We start from the raw sequence: 18,407 nt of genomic DNA, 5'->3' as shown, positions 1-18,407 counted from the left end.
GGCTCACTGCGACTCCAGCTTGGCCACCGCTTCCTCCACGTTCGGGGGGAGCAGGCGACGCTGCCGCATGACCGCAGGCAGCTTCCGGATCGCCTCGACCGCACCGCGGGCGTGCTCGCGATCCTTGACCGCGCAGCAGATCAGCTCGGCCGTGATGCGCAAGCACTGCGGCATCGGGCGTCTGAGCCATGTGGTCAACGTGGTGTTGCGCAGTACGCGGGCGTTTTGGGCCGCGGTGCCGGCCCGGACCTGCGACGGCTGGTGGAGCGCGGTCAGCTGCGCGCAGTAGCACAGGTCCCAACCCAGCGCCGCCAGGTCGAAGGCCAGCAGTTGCTCCTCACCGCGGAAGTGCAGGATGTCGCTGAACCCGCCGGCCTGTTGGAACGCGCGTACGCGCACCATCGCCGCGCAGCTCATGAAACCCAAGATAGACGGACCCGGCAGGTCCTGCCGATGGCCCAACGGACTGTTGGCCAGCAGCCCGGCGAACGGGTCTTCGCGCCGCTGCGGCCAGATGATCGTGCGGGCGGCCAACAGCCCCACCGACGGGTGTCTGTCGAAGAGCTCCGCGCCGATGGCCGGGGAATCGGGCGTCCACCAGGAATCGTCGTCGCAAAACGCGACATACGGGGTGATGCAGGCCGCCACCCCGGCGTTACGCGCCACCGCGCCCCGGTTGGTGTCCAGCTCGATCAGCTGCAGCCGCCTCGCCGAGCGGGCGGCGAGCCGGCGCATGATCGCCACGCTGTCGTCCTCGGAGGCGTTGTCCACCACCACGATCGGGCATGCGGTGGTGTCCAGCAAGCGTGCCACCACCGTCGTCAACTCGCCCGCGCGGTTACGGCTGGCGATCACAAAAGACGTATCCGAGGGCTTCATGCCTGTGCTGGCTACCCAGTGAACGAAAGGGCAAACGATGCATGACCTGCGACGTGTCGTGGTGACCGGGGGCGGCGGTTTTCTCGGTGCTCACCTGTGCGAGCGACTGCTCGACGACGGGGTGGAGGTCATCTGCGTGGACGACCTGTCCACCAGCGCACCGTCGGCTGCCACGCGGCTGCGCGACCGGCCCGGGTACCGGTTCGTTCGCCACGACATCAGCGAGCCGCTCAACGACATTCATTACGACGTCGACACGGTCTTCCATCTCGCGTCGCCGGCATCGCCCGTGGACTACATGCGGCTGCCCGTGAAGACGCTGCGCACCGGTGCGCTCGGCACCGCCAACGCGCTCGATTACGCCGAGCGCGCCGGCGCGCGGCTGGTGCTGACCTCCACCAGCGAGGTGTACGGCGATCCGCTCGAGCATCCGCAACCCGAAACATACTGGGGTAACGTCAATCCCGTCGGCCCGCGCAGCGTCTACGACGAAGCCAAACGGTTCGCCGAAGCGTTGACGTTCGCCTATCAGCGGGTGCGGTCGGCCGACGTCGCGGTGGCGCGCATCTTCAACACCTACGGGCCCCGGATGCGGCCCGACGACGGACGCATCGTGCCGACGTTCTGCGGTCAGGCACTGGCCGGTGAGCCGATCACGGTCAACGGCACCGGTGTACAGACCAGATCGCTGTGCTACGTCGACGACACCGTCGAGGCGTTGGTGGCGCTGGCCACGTCCGGGTGCGCGGGGCCGGTCAATATCGGCAACCCCGATGAGGTGACGGTCCTCCACATCGCGGAGTTGATCCGCGCCCTGGTGGGCAGTGACTCGCCCATCCATTTCCTTCCGCCCGGTGAGGACGACCCGCAGCGGCGGTGTCCGGATATCACTCGGGCGCGGGAGCTGTTGGGTTGGCAACCCCGAGTGCGCTATGCGGACGGGTTGGCGGTCACCGTCGAGTGGTTCCGCGCGCAGCTCGGCGCGCCCGTTGCGTCAGCTGCGCTGCAGGGAAGTTAGGAGGCATGGGGTGCGAATTCTCGGGATCAACGCGGTATTCCACGATCCGGCCGCTGCCCTGGTGGTCGACGGGCAGATCGTCGCAGCCGCCGAAGAGGAGCGGTTCAGCAGACGCAAGCACGGTAAGCAGGCCGTCCCGTTCTCGACCTGGGAGCTGCCGGCGGCAGCGGCGCGGTGGTGTCTGCAGCAGGCGGGCCTGAGCGCTTCGGACCTCGATGCGGTCGGTTACTCCTACGACCCGACCCTGATGGACGAGTCGACCGATAACCTCGCCGGGCTCGACCGTGACTGGGAGTACCTGCGCACCATGTACGCCCACCGCGCGCCCAGGTTCCTGCAGTCCGCGCTGCCCGGCCTGGACCCCGGCGTCGTCCGGTACGTGCGCCACCACGTCGCGCACGCCGCCTCGAGCGCACTGGCGTCCGGGCACCCCGACTGCGCCGTGCTGGTGGTGGACGGCCGCGGGGAACGCTCGTCGATGTTGGCGGGCAGCTATCGCGACACTAAGCTCGATGTCCTTGCCAGCCAATCACTTCCGCACTCGCTGGGCCTCCTGTATGAAAGCCTCACCGAACATCTCGGATTTCAACGGTCCAGCGACGAGTACAAGGTGATGGCCATGGGGTCCTACGGGATACCCCGCCATCTCGACCGGTTCAGGGAGTTGGTCTACGCCACCGGTGACGGCGGGTTCCGCACCGAACCGGTGGATTGGGAGTCGTTCACCCCGCGTCGGGACCCCGGCGCCGGTAAGGGCCATGCGCTGGACCGCCCCGACCCGCAGCACGCGGATCTGGCGTGCAGCGTGCAACGGGTCGTCGAAGAGGTGCTGCTGGATCTGGTCGGCTGGTTGAGAAGTCAGACCGATCAGGACAGCCTGTGCCTTGCCGGGGGAGTGGCGCTCAACTGCGTGGCCAACTCCAAGATCTGGGCACGCGGCGGGTTCTCCAACGTGTGGGTGCAGCCCGCGGCGGGCGACTCGGGCACCGCGCTGGGGGCTGCGCTGGCGCTGGCCGGTGAGGCAGGCGAACCGATCACACCGATGCCGTCGGCCGCCCTGGGCCGCGGGTTCTGCGACGAGGAGATCGCCGCCGCGCTGACCGACGCGGCCGTACCGCACGAACGGCCGGCCGATCTGGCCGCCGCGGTCGGCGACGCGTTGGCCGGCAACCAGCTGGTGGCGTGGTTCCAGGGCCGCGCCGAGTTCGGACCGCGCGCGCTGGGGCAGCGTTCACTGCTGGCCGATCCGCGGCGCATCGAGAACCTGGAGCGGCTCAACAACGTCAAGGGACGCGAACAGTTCCGGCCCGTGGCGCCGATGGTGCTCGCCGAGCGCGCCGGCAAAATATTTTCCGGCGGACCGCTGCCCAGCCCCTACATGTTGTTCGTCCATGACGTGGCCGACGGCTGGCGGCCGAAGATCCCCGCCGTCACCCACGTGGACGGCACCGCGCGAATTCAGACCGTCGGGCGCGACAACCCGCTGTTGCACGCCACCATCAGCCGCTTCGCCGCCCACACCGGGGTGCCGGTGATCGTCAACACCAGCTTCAACACGGCCGGGCGCCCGATGGTGGACAGCCCCCGCGATGCGCTCGAATGCTTCGGCAGTGCGCCGATCGACGTGCTGGCGATCGGGCCGTATCTCGTCAGGCGGCCGCGATGACACCCGCGTTCGCGGTGGTGGTGCCGACCGTCGGCAGGCAGTCGCTACACCGGTTGCTGGCCGAACTGGACGGATCCTGCGGCCCGAGGCCGACGGCGGTGATCGTCGTCGATGATCGTCTGGACCCCGAGCCGCCGCTGCGGTTGCAGACCAGCCTGCCCGTCACGGTGCTGCACGGCGGGGGACGCGGACCGGCCGCCGCGCGCAACCTCGGATGGCGCGCAGCAAGCGCCGAATGGATCTGTTTCCTCGACGACGACGTGGTGCCGCAACACAACTGGTTCGAGGCCGTTGCCGACGATCTGGCGAAGGCCGACGCCGAAGATGCGGCCGGCTCCCAGGGCGTCATCGACGTGCCGCGCGCGCCGGGACGACGCGCCACCGACGACGAACGTCGCACCCAGGGACTGGCCGATGCGCAGTGGATCACCGCGGACATGGCCTACCGGCGGTCGGCACTGGTACACGTCGGCGGGTTCGACGAACGCTTTCCGCGGGCCTACCGCGAAGACGCCGACATCGCACTGCGGATCACGTTGGCCGGCAATACGATTGCCAAGGGGACCCGTCGGTGCAGGCATCCGGTCGCATCGGCGACGTTGATGAGCAGTGTTCGCGCGCAGCGCGGCAACCGTGACGATGCGCTGATGCGCCGCAAATTCGGATGGCGTTGGCGCGCGGCGATCGGTGAGGGCCGCGGGCGTCTGCGCGTACACGCCGTGACGGCCGCGGCGGCACTGGCCGCCGCGCTCGCCGCCGTCCTCGGCCGGTGGCGCGTCGCCGGCTACGCTGCCGCGCTGTGGGCGGCGCTGACCGCCGAGTTCGCCGCGCGCCGGTTCTGGGCAGGTCCGCACACCGCACCGGAAGCCGCTCGGATGTTGGTGACCAGCGTGCTGATACCGCCTGTCGCCGTGGCGCACCGGATCGGCGGGGAGTGGGCGTTTCGGTCGTCGCGGCGAGACCGGCCGCTGGCGGTGCTGCTCGACCGCGACGACACCATCATCGAAGACGGCCCGTATCTGCGCGACCCCGCCGGGGTGCGACCGGTCCGCGGTGCGCACGACGCGCTGCGCCGGCTGCGCGACAGGGGTCTGTTGCTGGCGATCGTCACCAACCAGTCCGGCGTGGCGAAGGGGCTGATCAGCCCCGAGGAACTGGCGGCGGTCAACACTGCGGTGGACGCGGCACTGGGGCCGTTCGACTCCTGGCAGGTCTGTGTGCACGACGCCGGCGACGGCTGCGGATGCCGTAAGCCCGCACCCGGACTGGTGCACGCCGCGGCGGACGCGCTGGGCGCCGAACCCTCCCGCTGCGTGCTGATCGGGGACACCGGCGGCGACGTCGAGGCGGCCCTTGCGGCGGGCGCGGACGCGGTGCTGGTGCCGACCGAGCGCACGCTGACCCGAGAGATCAGCGACGCCCGCAGCCGCGCCCGCGTCGCGGCGACCATCGACGACGCGGTCGCGCTTGTGCTGAAGGACTGCCGATGAGCAACGCGGTGGTGGCCCGACTCGACAGTGCAGGCGACGTGCTGATCGCCGGACCGGCGGTCCGTGCCGTGGCCACGCGTCATGACGGGGTGACGTTTCTGGCCGGGCCGCGCGGGCGGGCGGCGGCGAAGCTGCTGCCCGCGGTCGACGAGATCATCGAATGGCAGGCGCCCTGGGTCGATTTCGACTCACCCGAGCTCACCGCGGGACACGTCGACTCGCTCGTCAAGCAGCTGCGTGATGTGGCACCACAGCGGGTGTACATCCTGACGTCGTTTCATCAATCGCCGTTGCCGTTGGCGCTGATCTGCCGGATGGCCTCGGTGCCGTGGATCGGCGCGATCAGCGAGGACTACCCGGGCACCCTGCTCGACCTGCGCCACCACGTCCCGCCCGGCATACCGGAGCCCGAACGGGCCTTGTCGCTGGTGCGCGCCGCCGGCTGCGAACTGCCGCCCGGTGACGACGGCAGGCTGCGCGTGCGGGTGCCGCATCACCTGCCCCGTGCGCTGGCCGAAAAGCTCGGCGACGCACCGTATGTGGCGTTTCACCCCGGGGCGGCGGTACCGGCGCGCAGGCCCACCACCGCGCGCAGCGCCCGGATGGTCGCGGCGCTGGCCGCGGCCGGGCACCGGGTGGTGGTCACCGGTGACGACTCCGAACGCGACCTCACCGCGGCGGTGGCCGCCGACGTCGCGACCGACCTCGGCGGGTGCACGTCGCTTGCCACGCTGGCGACGGTCTACGCGCGCGCCCGGGTAGTGGTGGCGCCCAACACCGGCCCGGCGCACCTGGCGGCCGCCGTCGGCGCGCCGGTCGTCTCGCTGTTCGCGCCGGTGGTGGCCGCCGACCAGTGGCTTCCCTACGGCCACAACGTCGTCCGGCTCGGAGACCAGCAGGCCCCGTGCCGACTCACCCGCGCCCGCAGTTGCCCGGTCGACGGCCATCCGTGCCTGGACGGCATCACCGACGAACAACTGTGCAGTGCGGTCGACCGAACGGGAGGACAACGATGATCGAGCAACATTTCTGCGCGCTGTCGCAGGCCGTCGATCACATCGGCCATGAGGCACCCCGGCTGACACGATGGGGCAGGCGGCTCGCCGACGTGCTCACCACCGGCGGCCGGCTGCTGGCATGCGGCAACGGCGGCAGCGCGGCCGAAGCCCAGCACTTGACCGCAGAACTCGTCGGACGGTTCCACGACGAACGAATGCCGTTGTCGGCCATCTCGTTACACGCCGACACCTCGGCGCTGACGGCGATCACCAACGACTACGGCTCCGATGAGATGTTCGCCAGAGGAGTGAGAGCACACGGCAGGCCCGGCGACATCCTGATCGCCCTGTCCACCAGCGGCACCAGCGCCAACGTGCTGGCGGCCGTCAAGGCCGCCCACGAAGCCGGGTTGACCACATGGGGGCTGGCAGGCCCGGCGCCGAACCCGCTGGCGGCCATGTGTGACGACGCGGTGTGCGTGGATGCGCCCACCACCGCGACCGTGCAGGAAATCCATCTGCTTCTGGTGCACGCGCTGTGCATCGCGCTGGATGACGTGCTGCTGGAGGTGCACCGTGGATAGGCCGTTGGTCATCGTCGGGGACTCGATGCTCGACGTCGACATCGAGGGCAGCGCCACCCGTCTCAGCCCGGAGGCGCCCGTGCCCGTCGTCGACACCGAACGCGTGTGGCAACGCCCCGGCGGTGCGGGCCTGGCCGCGGTGCTGGCCGCCCGCGCCGAACAGGACGTGGTGTTGGTCACCGCCGTCGGCGATGACGCCGACGGGGGTGCCCTGACCGACCTGCTCGCGCATGCCGGGGTGACGGTGCTCGCCCTGCCCATGTCGGGGACAACGGTGTGCAAGACCAGGATCCGCGCGGCAGGGCAGTCCATGCTGCGCCTTGACCACGGCACCGGGGTGGCCGCCGGCGACACGGCGCCGCGGTCGGTGGCCGCGGCGATGGAGCGGGCACGCGCGGTGTGCGTTGCCGACTACGGCCGTGGTGTCACCGCACACCAGGGCATCCGCGAACTGCTGACCCGCATCGCCGCCCGGGTACCTGTCGTGTGGGACCCGCATCCGCGCGGTGCGGTGCCGACCCGCGGGTGCTGGCTCGTTGCTCCCAATCAGGATGAGGCCGCGGGGAATTCACCGGAGTCGCTGCGGCGGCTGTGGGATGCCAAGGCGGTCTGTGTGACGTTGGGCTCCCGCGGGGCGCTGCTGGGAACCGCGGACGGCAGCACGCACATCGCGGTGCCCGGATCCGCCACCCGCGTAGGCGCGGGCGACACGTGCGGCGCGGGCGATCGGTTCGCGATCGCGGCCGCCCAGGCGCTCGGCGCGGGTGAGGACGTGCATACCGCGGTCACCGCCGCGGTGGACGCCGCGAGCAGGTTCGTCGCCACCGGTGGTGCGGTCGCGATGTCCAGCGCGGCGGCGATGGACAGACACCGTTTGGCGGTAGCCGAAACCGAGCTGATCACCGATGACGTCGCCGCTGCGCGTGAGCAGATCCGCCGCTCGGGCAGGACGCTGGTCGCGACGGGCGGCTGCTTCGACCTGTTGCACACCGGCCATATCCGGTTGTTGCGCCAGGCCCGCCAACTCGGTGACGCCCTTGTGGTGCTGCTCAATTCCGACTCTTCGGTGCGTGCGCTGAAAGGGCCGGGACGCCCGGTGATGGCCGCTGTGGACCGCGCCCGCGTCCTTGCCGCGCTGGCTTGCGTCGACGCGGTCGTCATCTTCGACGAACTGTCGCCGGAAGCAGCGCTTGACCGACTGCGGCCGGACATCTGGGTCAAGGGCGGTGATTACACCGAGGCCGAACTGCCCGAGGCCGGCGTCGTGCGCCGCCACGGCGGGGAAGTGGTGCTGCTGCCCACCGTCGCCGGTTACTCGTCGTCCAACTTGATCGCCGCGGCGCGGTCGTAACGGAAAGGGAACTGCACATGAAGTTGGGCAACATCATCATCACCGGCGGTGCGTCGGGACTCGGTGCCGCCACTGTGAAAGCCGTTGAGCGACACGGTGGAACACCGTTGATTATCGACCGCAACGAACCGCAGCCCAGCGACGGCGCGGTCGCGTTCGCGTTCGCGCGAGCGGACCTCGCCGACACGGAGGCCGTCGACAGCGCGGTGAAGGCCCTTGCAGACCGGGTGGACGGACAGCTCCACGGGGTGTTCACCGCGGCAGGCATCGACTCGTGCGGCAGGCTCGACGACGTCCCCGCCAAGGACTGGGAGCGGGTGGTCCACGTCAACCTGCTCGGCACCGCCGCGGTGATCCGCTCGGCGCTGCCGTATCTGAAGAGCACCCACGGCACCATCGTCACCTGCGCATCGACATTGGGCATCAAGGCGGTGAGCGACGCAACCGCCTACTGCGCATCGAAGTTCGGCGTCGTCGGATTCTCCCGGGCGCTGGCCGCGGAGTTGGCCGGCGAAGTCGGTGTGACCACGCTGATCCCCGGCGGTATGCACACCGCGTTCTTCGACGGGCGTGACGAGCAGTACAAGCCGCCGCCGGAGGCCAAGCTGAACCAGCCCGAACACGTCGCCGAGACCGTGGTGTTCGCGTTGTCGCAACCCGCGGGCTGTGAGGTCCGCGAGATGGTCGTGTGCGCATCGACAGAGTCGTCGTGGCCGTGAGCCAGCACACCGTTCTGGTGTTGCGCGCCCTGGGCCTCGGTGACCTGCTGACCGGTGTCCCGGCGCTGCGCGGGCTACGCCGCGCCTACCCCGACGCGCGCATCGTGTTGGCCACCGCGCAGCGGTTCGCGGACTTGGCGATGCTGTCGGGCGCGGTCGACGAGGTCCATCCCACGCCGGGCCTTGGCCAGTTGGCTCCGCTTCGCGACGTGCCCACGCTGGCGGTGAACCTGCACGGCAGCGGCCCGCAGAGCGTTGCCGACCTGCTCGCACTGCAACCCCGCGCGGTGCTCAGCCACCGGCACAGCGCATACCCCGGCCTCGACGGTCCGCCGTGGCGCACCGACCTCCACGAGGTCGACCGCTGGTGCGGGCTGCTGGAGTGGGCGGGTATCCGCTGCGACCCGGCGGATCTGGCCCTCCCGAGACCACCCGGGCCCCCCGACCGGTCGACGGCTGTGGTGATCCACCCCGGGGCGGCGTTCGGGGCGCGCCGCTGGCCACCCGACCGCTTCGCGACCGTCGCGGGCGTGCTGCACGACGGCGGCCACGACGTGGTCATCACCGGTGACGGCGGTGAGGTCGAGCTGGCCAGGTCGGTGGCCGAGATGGCCGGCCTGCCGCAGAGCCGTGTGCTGGCAGGAACCCTCGGCCTGCTCGACCTGGTGGCGCTGATCCGCGACTGCCGGCTGTTGATCTGCGGGGACACCGGCGTCGGGCACATCGCCACCGCGACCGGAACACCGTCGGTGCTGCTGTTCGGCCCGACACCGCCGAGCCGGTGGGGTCCGCGTCGCGCGGGTCCGCACATCGCCGTGTGGGCGGGCGGCGACGGCGACCCGCACGCCGACGACCCGCACCCCGGGCTGCTGCTGATCACGGTCTCGCGCGTGCTCGAGGCGAGCCGACACCTGCTGCGGGACTGCGCATGACCGGCATGCGGGTGGGCGTGATCGGCGCGGGCTATGTCGGTTTGACGACCGCCGTGTGCCTCGCCGAGCGAGGTCACCCGACGATCTGTGTCGACGTCGACGGCCGCCGGGTCGACGAACTCAACCGCGGCACGACGCAGCTGGACGAGCCGGAGCTGCCGCTGCTGCTGCGCCGGGGCCTGGCCGCCGAAACCCTGCGGTTCAGCGCGGATTACGGCGAGCTCGCCGATCGCGCCCTGGTGTTCGTCTGCGTGCCGACTCCGAGCCGGTTCGACGGGTCGGCCGATCTGTCGGCGGTCGAAGCCGCCGTCGGCGAACTCGCGGGGCTGTTGCCGTCCGGCGCCGTGCTGGTACTGAAATCGACTGTGCCGGTGGGCACCACGCGGCAACTGGCGCGGCGGCTGACGCCGACGGGCATCAAGGTGGTGTCCAATCCGGAGTTCCTGCGCGAAGGCCACGCCGTCTACGACTTTCGTCATCCCGACCGTGTCGTTCTCGGCGCCGACGACGACGGCGCCGCCGATGTGGTCGCCGGCGTGTACGGCGAGTCGGCACCGACCCTGCGGATGAGCCCGGAAAGCGCCGAGCTGGCCAAGTACGCCAGCAATGCGTTTCTGGCCGTGAAGGTCTCATACGCCAACTCGCTTGCCCGGCTGTGCGCGGGGGTCGGGGCAGACGTCGGCGACGTCACCGGCTGCATGGGCGCCGACGTCCGGATCGGCGACCATTTTCTGCAGCCGGGCCCGGGGTGGGGCGGTTCGTGCCTGCCCAAGGACACCGCCGCCCTGCTGCACACCGCACGCCAGGCCGGTGTCGCGCTGCCCGAGGTGGAATCGGCGCGCGGCACCAACGCCGCGCAGCCGGCACACATCGCGACCGTCCTGAGCCGGGTGATGGCCACACCGCTGTCGGACGCGCGAGTGACCGTGCTGGGCTTGACATTCAAGGCCGGCACCAGCGACGTGCGGGACTCGCCCGCGTTGGCGATCTGCGCAGAGCTCGCCCGCACCGGTGCACAGATCACCGGCTACGACCCGCGCCTCGGGCAGATCGACCAGGGCGTGCTGCGCCGCTCCTCACTCGTCACCGTGGACGACCCCTACCTGGCGGCCAAGGACGCCGACGCCATCGTCGTGCTCACCGAGTGGCCAGAGTTCCGCCGGCTGAACTGGCCGCTGATCGCCGAGCAGTCGCCGGGCGCCGTCGTCGTCGATACCCGCAACCTGCTGGACCCGGCGTCGCTGGCCGATACCGGGCTCACCTACCTCGGAAACGGGCTCCCCTCCGGCTACTAGCCCTTGGCGACCTTGCGGATCAACCGGGCCGTGCTGCGGTCGAGGATCGCCTGACGCTCACCGGCGTCTCTGGTCATGGCCGCTCGGCGCGCCGCCGGGGCGATCGTGCGGCCTGACTCGTAACTTTTGACCACACGCGGGTCGACGTAGGAGCCGCGCGCCACCGCAGGTGTGTTGCCCAGCTCGTCGGCGACCTCCTTCATCACCGCTGCTTCGACCCGTTTGATCACGGTCTTGTTCACCGGGGGGTCGGCGTCGACGAACGCCGCTGCGGCCAGCACCGTGCCGTGCCAGGTTCGCAGATCCTTGACGGTGTATTCGTCGCCGACCAGCTCCTTGAACCGGGTGTTGAGATCGTCGGCGTGGATGTCCGTCCATCCCGAACCGTTGCGGCACACCAGGAACCGCTCGCCACGGTCGGGTCGGCGTAACAGTGCCCGCACGGATTTGACCACCTCTGGGTCATCGACGTGCAAGGTGCGGCGGACCCCGCTCTTGGCCGGGTAGTCGAACTCCACGCCCGCGCGCTGCACCGTGATGTGCTCACGGTGCAGCGTCGCGATGCCGAACGAGTTGTTCTCCTCGGCGTATTGCTCACTGCCCGCCCGGAAGTACCCGAGGTCGAGCAGGTGCAGGGCCAGCGCGAGGACCCGGTCGCGGGTCAATCCGCGCGTCCGTAGATCCGCCGCGATCCGCCGCCGCATCTCGGGCAGGGCCGCCGACATCGAAAGGACCCGGTCGAACTTCTCTTCGCTGCGCTCTTCCTGCCACCGCTGGTGGTACAGGTACTGACGTCGTCCGGCGGCGTCGGTTCCCACGGCCTGAATGTGTCCGTTGGGATGCGGACAGATCCACACCCGCTTCCACGCGGGCGGGATCACCAGCTCCTTGATGCGCTGCAGTGTCGCCTCGTCGGTGACTGGAGAACCGTCGGGGCGCTGATAGGAGAACCCGCGTCCGCGCCGCACCCGACGCACGCCGGGCCCGTGCACGTCGCTACGACGCAGCCGCATGTTTGGCGCCATGGTTCGTGGGGGTACTGGACGTGCACCATGGTGAAAGAGAACTTAACGAACGCATCGTCGGTGTGGGCGCGACCGTCGGCTTCACTGCATCATCGGCGCGATCATGAGGAGCGCCGCGGCGTATACCGCCACCGCGAACAGGACCAACGCCGCCAGCACCAGCCCGGCCGTCACGAGGATTCTGCGCAGCCGATAGTCCATGACCGGGGATTACCCGCCGCCCGTATGCGTCACACACCGGGCTGCACAGCTTATCGGAGCGCTCGTGGTTAGCTGGGAATCGTCCTGGGGTAATCTCGGCTCGACGTCGCCGGGAGGGCAAATGGCCGAGGCCACCAACACCAACAACGGGCACCAGCGGGGCAGCTCGTCGGTGGAACTTCGCGTCGCCGCCGAGCTCGAGAACCTCGCAGTGCTGCGAACTCTGGTCGCCGCGGTGGCGACCTTCGAAGACCTCGACTTCGACGCGGTCGCCGATCTGCGGTTGGCCGTCGATGAAGCGTGCACCCGCTTGATCCGCTCGGCCGTGCCGGGCTCCGTGCTTCTCGTGGTGATCGATGCGCGCCAGGATGCCGTCGTCATCGACGCGTCGACGACGTGCAAGAGCTCCGACATCCTCGCGCCCGGCAGCTTCAGCTGGCATGTGCTCAATTCGCTGACAGACGAGGTTCGGACGTTCGAGGACGGGCAGGGCGCCGATGATGCGCGGGTCTTCGGGATCTCGATGACGACGAGACGAGCGAGCTCGCTGCAGTGACGCCACCGACGTCACAGGGTTCGTCATCCCGATCGAACTCTGAGTACGCGGATGTCGCCGACATGTTCCGCGAGTTGAAGGCCGTCCCGGAAGGTTCACCCGATTTCCAGCGCCAGCGGGATCGGATCGTCGAACGCTGCCTGCCGCTGGCCGACCACATCGCCCGGCGCTTCGACGGACGCGGTGAACCGCGCGAAGACCTCGTCCAGGTGGCGCGGGTCGGATTGGTCAACGCGGTGATCCGCTTCGACGTCGAGGCGGGTTCGGACTTCGTGTCGTTCGCGGTGCCCACGATCATGGGTGAGGTGCGCAGACACTTCCGGGACAACAGCTGGTCGGTCAAGGTGCCCCGCCGGCTCAAAGAACTGCACCTGCGCCTGGGCGCGGCCACCGCCGAACTGTCACAGCGGCTCGGCCGTGCGCCGACCGCCTCGGAGCTGGCCGCCGAACTCGACATGGACCGCGACGAGGTCGTCGAGGGCCTGGTGGCGGGCAGCTCCTACAACACGCTGTCCATCGACAGCGGCGGGAGCGCCAATGACGACGCACCCGCCATCGCCGACACACTCGGTGACGTCGACTTCGGGCTCGATCAGATCGAGAACCGAGAAGCCTTGCGGCCCTTGCTCGCCGCGTTACCGGAGCGGGAAAGGACCGTGCTCGTGCTGCGGTTCTTCGAGTCGCTCACCCAGACCCAGATCGCCGAGCGGGTCGGCATCTCGCAGATGCACGTCTCGCGGCTGCTGGCGAAATCGCTAGCGCGGCTTAGGGATCAGCTGCAGTAGTGGCCGGGAGTCATCCTGCACCGCCGACAACGCCGCGTCGACGCTGTCGTAGGTGGGCAGGGCCCAGTCGGGATCGCAGATCTGCAGCACACGGGCCACCCCGGCGCTCGACGCCAGCGCCCAGTCGATTTGATCGCCCACACAGCGCACGTTGAACGTGTGCAGCGCGGAAAACCCAGCGGTGCCAAAGAACTCGACACCGGACAGGTCGAGGACCAGTCGCTTGATCCGGCCTGCGTGGCGCAGCGCGTAATTGATGAACTCTCGCGCATTGGCTGCATCGATCTCACCGTGTGCGCTGACGACGGCGATGTCCGGCTTGAGCCACCTGGTGGTGAAGCGCGCGGTGCGGCAGAAGGTCGAGTCCGTGGCGGACTCCGGAAAAGTGCTAACAGAAGACATTGTGTGACTCCATCAGTCGGAATACGGGACTGTGGTTCACGTCAAAAGAGATAGACCCTGCGTTCTCAAAGCCTTATGCAGGCGGGCGTTCTGCCCTGCACGTCGATGACGTTCCCAGCTCGGCTGTGAACTCAACCTGTCTTGAACCCTACGCTGCGGGCAGGCCACAGACAATTGCTCCGCTGGTCTTCTTATAATTGCAGGTCAAGGCCTCGCGAACCTGAGTGTCAAATTTGTCGTTTCTGAGTGCTGGGTCCAGACTGTTGCCATGACGATCGCCGCCGGGGTACTGCTGGCAGCCGGAGCGGGCAGCCGCTACGGGATGCCCAAAGTGCTTGCGGCACAGGGTCAGTGGCTGGACTCGGGCGTCGCTGCACTGCACCGCGGAGGATGCGTCGACGTGGTGGTGGTGTTGGGTGCGGCGATCGTCGATGTACCCGCGCCGGCCCGGGCCGTGATCGCCGAGGACTGGAGCACCGGCCTGTCGGCGTCGCTGCGCGCCGGCCTGGCCGCGGTCGACGCCGACTACGCGGTGGTGCTCACCGTCGACACCCCCGACATCGGCGCCCAGGTGGTGTCGCGCGTGCTGTCGGCAGCGGGTGCGTCGCCGTCCGGCCTGGCGCGCGCGCGGTACGCGAACCTGCCGGGCCACCCCGTCGTGCTGGCACGACGGCACTGGGCGGCGCTGACGGCGCGTCTGCACGGCGACGAGGGGGCACGCGCGTTCCTGGCCGAGCGCGACGACGTCGTCGCCGTGGACTGTGACGATCTCGCCACCGGAACCGACATCGACGTGCGGTAGCGGCTAGCGCAGCGCGTCGGCGAACCGTCGCACCGCATCGCTGGCGGCCCGCGCGGCGGCATCGTGTCCCGGGCGCGCACGCGATCCGATGTGCCCGGTGCCCGGTGCCAACGTCACCTCCGCGAGCAGTTCACCGGTTGTCGGCTCGCACACCGCCCATGAGTAGACGGTGTCGGACTCCCACTGCGCGGCCCGCGTTTCGATGTACTCGGCGGCCGTCTCGCCCATCTCGGCCAGCGCGGGCCGGTCGTCGATGCGGTCGTCTGCCCGCAGCGCGCGCAGGTACCACGCGCCCGCGTTGATCTCCACCGGCTCCATCGCTGTCACGTCCAGTGGCCGGTTCGCACGGCGCTTACTTGATCTCGGCGAGCACCGTGCCCTGGGTGATGGCCGCACCGGCCTCCACCGCGAGGCCGGTGATGGTGCCGTCCTTGTGCGCGGTGACCGGGTTCTCCATCTTCATCGCTTCGAGGACCACGACGAGATCGCCCGCGGAGACCTGCTGGCCCTCCTCGACGGCCACCTTGACCACGGTGCCCTGCATCGGCGCGGTCACCGCGTCACCGGAGGCGGCCGCACCGGCGTTCGCGCCCCGCTTACGCGGCTTGGGCTTCTTGCGGATGACGTTGCCCCCGGCCGCGGCGCCGCCGCCACCGCCGAGCGCGAGATCGCCGGGCAGCGACACCTCCAGCCGACGGCCGCCGACCTCCACGACGATGGTCTGCCGCGGAACGGTGTCTTCCTCCTCGATCGGGTCACCGCCGGTGAACGGCTCGATCGTGTTGTCCCACTCGGTCTCGATCCAGCGGGTGTGCACGGAGAACCCGTTTTCGTCGCCGATGAACGCCGGGTCGGACACCACCGCGCGGTGGAACGGGATGACCGTGGCAAGGCCTTCGACCGTGAACTCGGCCAGGGCGCGGCGCGACCGCTCGAGCGCCTCCTGGCGGTTCGCGCCGGTGACGATCAGCTTGGCCAGCATCGAATCGAACTGTCCGCCGATCACCGAACCGGTCTCCACGCCGGAGTCCAACCGGACACCGGGACCCTGCGGGGCCTCGAACTTGGTGACCGGTCCGGGCGCGGGCAGGAAGCCGCGGCCGGCGTCCTCGCCGTTGATGCGGAACTCGATGGCATGCCCGCGCGGGGTCGGATCCTCGGTGATTTCCAGCGCTTCGCCGTTGGCGATGACGAACTGCTGGCGCACCAGATCGATGCCCGCGGTCTCCTCGGTGACCGGATGCTCGACCTGCAGGCGCGTGTTGACCTCGAGGAACGAGATCAGCCCGTCCTGGCCGACCAGGTACTCGACGGTGCCCGCGCCGTAGTAGCCGGCCTCCTTGCAGATGCGCTTGGCCGACTCGTGGATCTCCTTGCGCTGCGCGTCGGTGAGGAACGGTGCGGGGGCTTCCTCGACGAGCTTCTGGAACCGGCGCTGCAGCGAGCAGTCGCGGGTGCCTGCGACGACGACGTTTCCGTGCTGATCGGCGATGACCTGCGCCTCGACATGGCGGGGCTTGTCCAGGTAGCGCTCGACGAAGCACTCACCGCGGCCGAACGCCGCCACCGCCTCGCGGGTGGCCGACTCGAACAACTCGGGGATCTCTTCGATCGTGCGCGCCACCTTCATCCCGCGCCCGCCGCCGCCGAATGCGGCCTTGATGGCGATCGGCACGCCGTACTCCTTGGCGAAGGCCACCACTTCGTCGGCGTCCTTCACCGGATCCGATGTGCCGGGCACCAGCGGCGCCTGAGCACGCGCCGCGATATGGCGGGCGGTGACCTTGTCGCCGAGATCGCGGATGGACTGCGGGCTCGGACCGATCCAGATCAGCCCGGCGTCGAGCACGGCCTGGGCGAAGTCGGCGTTCTCGGACAGGAATCCGTAGCCCGGGTGGATCGCGTTGGCGCCGGACTTCTCGGCGGCGTCGAGCAGCTTGGCGAAGTCGAGGTAGGACTCCGCCGATGTCTGACCGCCGAGCGCGAACGCCTCGTCGGCGAGCCGGACATGCGGCGCGTCGGCGTCGGGTTCGGCGTACACGGCCACGCTCTGCAGCCCCGCATCCTTGGCCGCCCGGATGACCCGGACCGCGATCTCCCCGCGATTGGCGACGAGCACCTTGGAGATCTTTGAGCTGGCGTGACTTGCCACTGGGCCTCCTGAAGGCATATCTCTAAGAAACGTCTTTAAGAATCTATCCCGGGGCAGTTTAAGCGGCGATACTGGGCACCTGATGAGGCGGTGCCTCAGTCGGCGCCCGAGCCGCCCGCTGAGCAGCTTCCGGCACCCCAGCCTGTCAGACGGGGCTACGAAATGGCTTGCACCCGCGGGGCTTTGCCCACAACGTCGGCGGTCAGCGCAACCGGCGTTTGATGCGGGCCAGCATCGCCGAGATGCCGCGCAGGCGCAGCGGGCTGATCAGCGCGGCAAGGCCGAGTTCGGAATAGAAGTCGTCGGGCACGGCCAGGATCTGGTCGGCGGGGTGGTCGTCGAGCCCGGCGGCCAGGATCGCGGCGAAACCGCGGGTGGTCGGGGCCTCGGCGGGGGCGCTGAAATACAACCGGACATGGTCGCGATCCTGCGCGTCGACGTGCAGGAACAGCGGCGACTGGCACTCGGGCACTGGCTCCATCGCGGCCTCTTCGAGGTCGGTGGGCAGCGGCGGCAGCTCGTTGGCGAACTCGAGCAGCAGCTGCAGTTTGTCCTGCCCCTGCACCTCGGCGAAATCGGACACCACCTCGGCCAAGGCGGGCGGCAGCGAAGACCCAGACGTCACGATGCGGCCGGTGCCGCCCCCGGCTCGGGTCCCGCCACCACGGGCACCCGCACCGCGTTGCCCCACTCGGTCCACGAGCCGTCGTAGTTGCGCACACCGGGCAGACCCAGCAGATGGGTCAGCACGAACCAGGTATGGCTGGAGCGCTCGCCGATGCGGCAGTACACCACCGTCTTGTCGTCGGGCGTCAAAAAGCCGTAGAGCTCCTCGAGTTCGGCGCGGCTGCGGAACCGGCCGCTGTCATCGGCGGCCTTGGCCCACGGGATGGACTCGGCGGTGGGGATGTGGCCCCCGCGCAGCGCGCCTTCCTCGGGGTAGTCGGGCATGTGCGTGCGCTCGCCGGTGTACTCCTGCGGTGAGCGGACGTCGATCAGCGGCTCCTTGCCGAGGATGGCCAGCACGTCGTCCTTGTAGGCGCGGATGGGCGCGTCGTTGCGTTCGACGACCGGATAGCCGGTGGACTGCTTGTTGGGCACGTCGAGGGTGGTCTCGCGGCCGTCGGAGATCCACAGATCGCGCCCGCCGTTGAGCAACCGCACGTCGGGGTGGCCGAACAGGGTGAACACCCACAACGCGTAGGCGGCCCACCAGTTGCTCTTGTCGCCGTAGACCACGATGGTGTCGTCGCGGGAGATCCCCTTGCGGTTCATCAGGTCGGCGAACTGCTCGCCGGTGATGTAGTCGCGCACGTGGGGGTCGTTGAGGTCGGTGTGCCAGTCGATCTTCACCGCGCCGGGGATGTGCCCGGTGTCGTAGAGCAGCACATCCTCGTCGGATTCGACGATCGCCAGTCCCGGTCTGCCGAGGTTGGCCGACAACCAATCGGCCGTGACCAGGCGTTCGGGGTGGGCATACGCCTGTAGGGCGGGGTCTGGATCGGGAGGCAGAGGCACAGCCAAAGCCTACCCAGCGCCCCGCCGCCACACA

At 69.5% G+C, this 18,407-nt stretch carries 19 protein-coding genes; 12 read left to right on the top strand and 7 right to left on the bottom strand.

All coding sequences use genetic code 11. From position 1 onward, the window contains the following. Window positions 1-3: 3 nt before the first annotated feature. Window positions 4-879, bottom strand: a complete 876-nt coding sequence (locus tag K3U96_RS19675; protein WP_220690825.1) for a glycosyltransferase family 2 protein — start codon at window positions 877-879, stop codon at window positions 4-6. A gap of 37 nt (window positions 880-916) precedes the next feature. On the opposite strand from K3U96_RS19675, the gene K3U96_RS19670 reads away from it, so the two are divergent. From K3U96_RS19670 to K3U96_RS19630, 9 genes are read left to right on the top strand one after another with little or no spacing between them, the layout of a single operon-like run. Next, window positions 917-1,897: a UDP-glucuronic acid decarboxylase family protein gene (locus tag K3U96_RS19670; RefSeq protein WP_220690824.1), complete on the top strand. Its 981-nt coding sequence runs from the start codon at window positions 917-919 to the stop codon at window positions 1,895-1,897. A gap of 10 nt (window positions 1,898-1,907) precedes the next feature. Further along, window positions 1,908-3,563, top strand: coding sequence for a carbamoyltransferase family protein (locus K3U96_RS19665; RefSeq protein ID WP_220690823.1), 1,656 nt, complete (start codon window positions 1,908-1,910; stop codon window positions 3,561-3,563). Beyond that, on the top strand, window positions 3,560-5,053 hold the full coding sequence (locus K3U96_RS19660) for an HAD-IIIA family hydrolase (protein ID WP_220690822.1): 1,494 nt from the start codon (window positions 3,560-3,562) through the stop codon (window positions 5,051-5,053). The genes K3U96_RS19665 and K3U96_RS19660 overlap by 4 nt, the downstream gene beginning before the upstream one ends. Beyond that, window positions 5,050-6,069 (top strand): glycosyltransferase family 9 protein, encoded by a 1,020-nt coding sequence (locus tag K3U96_RS19655; RefSeq protein ID WP_220690821.1) that lies wholly within the window; start codon window positions 5,050-5,052, stop codon window positions 6,067-6,069. The genes K3U96_RS19660 and K3U96_RS19655 overlap by 4 nt, the downstream gene beginning before the upstream one ends. Then, entirely contained in the window at window positions 6,066-6,635 is a 570-nt protein-coding gene (locus tag K3U96_RS19650) for a D-sedoheptulose-7-phosphate isomerase (RefSeq protein WP_220690820.1), read from the top strand. The genes K3U96_RS19655 and K3U96_RS19650 overlap by 4 nt, the downstream gene beginning before the upstream one ends. Beyond that, the gene (locus K3U96_RS19645; RefSeq protein ID WP_230982213.1) at window positions 6,628-7,986 is read left to right on the top strand and encodes a PfkB family carbohydrate kinase; all 1,359 of its coding nucleotides are present in this window, start codon (window positions 6,628-6,630) and stop codon (window positions 7,984-7,986) included. Before K3U96_RS19650 ends, K3U96_RS19645 begins: the two co-directional genes overlap by 8 nt. Before the next feature lie 17 nt (window positions 7,987-8,003). Further along, window positions 8,004-8,705: an SDR family oxidoreductase gene (locus tag K3U96_RS19640; protein WP_220690819.1), complete on the top strand. Its 702-nt coding sequence runs from the start codon at window positions 8,004-8,006 to the stop codon at window positions 8,703-8,705. Beyond that, window positions 8,675-9,637, top strand: coding sequence for a glycosyltransferase family 9 protein (locus K3U96_RS19635; protein WP_220690818.1), 963 nt, complete (start codon window positions 8,675-8,677; stop codon window positions 9,635-9,637). Before K3U96_RS19640 ends, K3U96_RS19635 begins: the two co-directional genes overlap by 31 nt. Then, entirely contained in the window at window positions 9,634-10,932 is a 1,299-nt protein-coding gene (locus K3U96_RS19630) for a UDP-glucose dehydrogenase family protein (protein ID WP_220690817.1), read from the top strand. Before K3U96_RS19635 ends, K3U96_RS19630 begins: the two co-directional genes overlap by 4 nt. Here the strand turns inward: K3U96_RS19630 and K3U96_RS19625 are convergent. Continuing rightward, the gene (locus tag K3U96_RS19625) at window positions 10,929-11,945 is read right to left on the bottom strand and encodes a DNA topoisomerase IB (RefSeq protein WP_220693604.1); all 1,017 of its coding nucleotides are present in this window, start codon (window positions 11,943-11,945) and stop codon (window positions 10,929-10,931) included. The genes K3U96_RS19630 and K3U96_RS19625 overlap by 4 nt on opposite strands. A 334-nt stretch (window positions 11,946-12,279) precedes the next feature. On the opposite strand from K3U96_RS19625, the gene K3U96_RS19620 reads away from it, so the two are divergent. Together K3U96_RS19620 and K3U96_RS19615 are read left to right on the top strand one after the other, a co-directional pair. Next, the gene (locus tag K3U96_RS19620) at window positions 12,280-12,714 is read left to right on the top strand and encodes an ATP-binding protein (protein ID WP_220690816.1); all 435 of its coding nucleotides are present in this window, start codon (window positions 12,280-12,282) and stop codon (window positions 12,712-12,714) included. A 62-nt stretch (window positions 12,715-12,776) separates the two neighbouring features. Beyond that, window positions 12,777-13,499: an RNA polymerase sigma factor SigF gene (locus tag K3U96_RS19615; protein WP_275085806.1), complete on the top strand. Its 723-nt coding sequence runs from the start codon at window positions 12,777-12,779 to the stop codon at window positions 13,497-13,499. Here the strand turns inward: K3U96_RS19615 and K3U96_RS19610 are convergent. Further along, complete coding sequence (locus K3U96_RS19610) at window positions 13,470-13,901, bottom strand: STAS domain-containing protein (RefSeq protein ID WP_220690815.1); 432 nt, start codon at window positions 13,899-13,901, stop codon at window positions 13,470-13,472. The genes K3U96_RS19615 and K3U96_RS19610 overlap by 30 nt on opposite strands. Window positions 13,902-14,169: 268 nt before the next feature. Between K3U96_RS19610 and K3U96_RS19605 the strand changes: the two genes are divergently transcribed. After that, window positions 14,170-14,703 carry a nucleotidyltransferase family protein gene (locus K3U96_RS19605; protein WP_069406793.1) on the top strand — a complete coding sequence of 178 codons (534 nt, stop codon included), beginning with the start codon at window positions 14,170-14,172 and terminating at the stop codon, window positions 14,701-14,703. A 3-nt stretch (window positions 14,704-14,706) separates the two neighbouring features. Here the strand turns inward: K3U96_RS19605 and K3U96_RS19600 are convergent, their stop codons facing one another. The 4 genes from K3U96_RS19600 to K3U96_RS19585 form a co-directional block, all read right to left on the bottom strand. Beyond that, window positions 14,707-15,021 carry a GNAT family N-acetyltransferase gene (locus tag K3U96_RS19600; protein WP_220690814.1) on the bottom strand — a complete coding sequence of 105 codons (315 nt, stop codon included), beginning with the start codon at window positions 15,019-15,021 and terminating at the stop codon, window positions 14,707-14,709. Window positions 15,022-15,055: 34 nt separating this feature from the next. Continuing rightward, window positions 15,056-16,855: an acetyl-CoA carboxylase biotin carboxylase subunit gene (locus K3U96_RS19595; protein ID WP_069406795.1), complete on the bottom strand. Its 1,800-nt coding sequence runs from the start codon at window positions 16,853-16,855 to the stop codon at window positions 15,056-15,058. A 202-nt stretch (window positions 16,856-17,057) separates the two neighbouring features. Beyond that, entirely contained in the window at window positions 17,058-17,462 is a 405-nt protein-coding gene (locus tag K3U96_RS19590) for a SufE family protein (protein ID WP_220693603.1), read from the bottom strand. A 14-nt stretch (window positions 17,463-17,476) separates the two neighbouring features. After that, a complete protein-coding gene (locus K3U96_RS19585; protein ID WP_220690813.1) occupies window positions 17,477-18,373 on the bottom strand; it encodes a sulfurtransferase in 897 nt (298 codons plus the stop codon). Window positions 18,374-18,407 lie beyond the last annotated feature (34 nt).

Source organism: Mycolicibacterium holsaticum DSM 44478 = JCM 12374 (genome assembly GCF_019645835.1).
Taxonomy (GTDB): Bacteria; Actinomycetota; Actinomycetes; order Mycobacteriales; family Mycobacteriaceae; genus Mycobacterium; species Mycobacterium holsaticum.
This window is presented reverse-complemented; position numbering and strand designations above follow the sequence as displayed.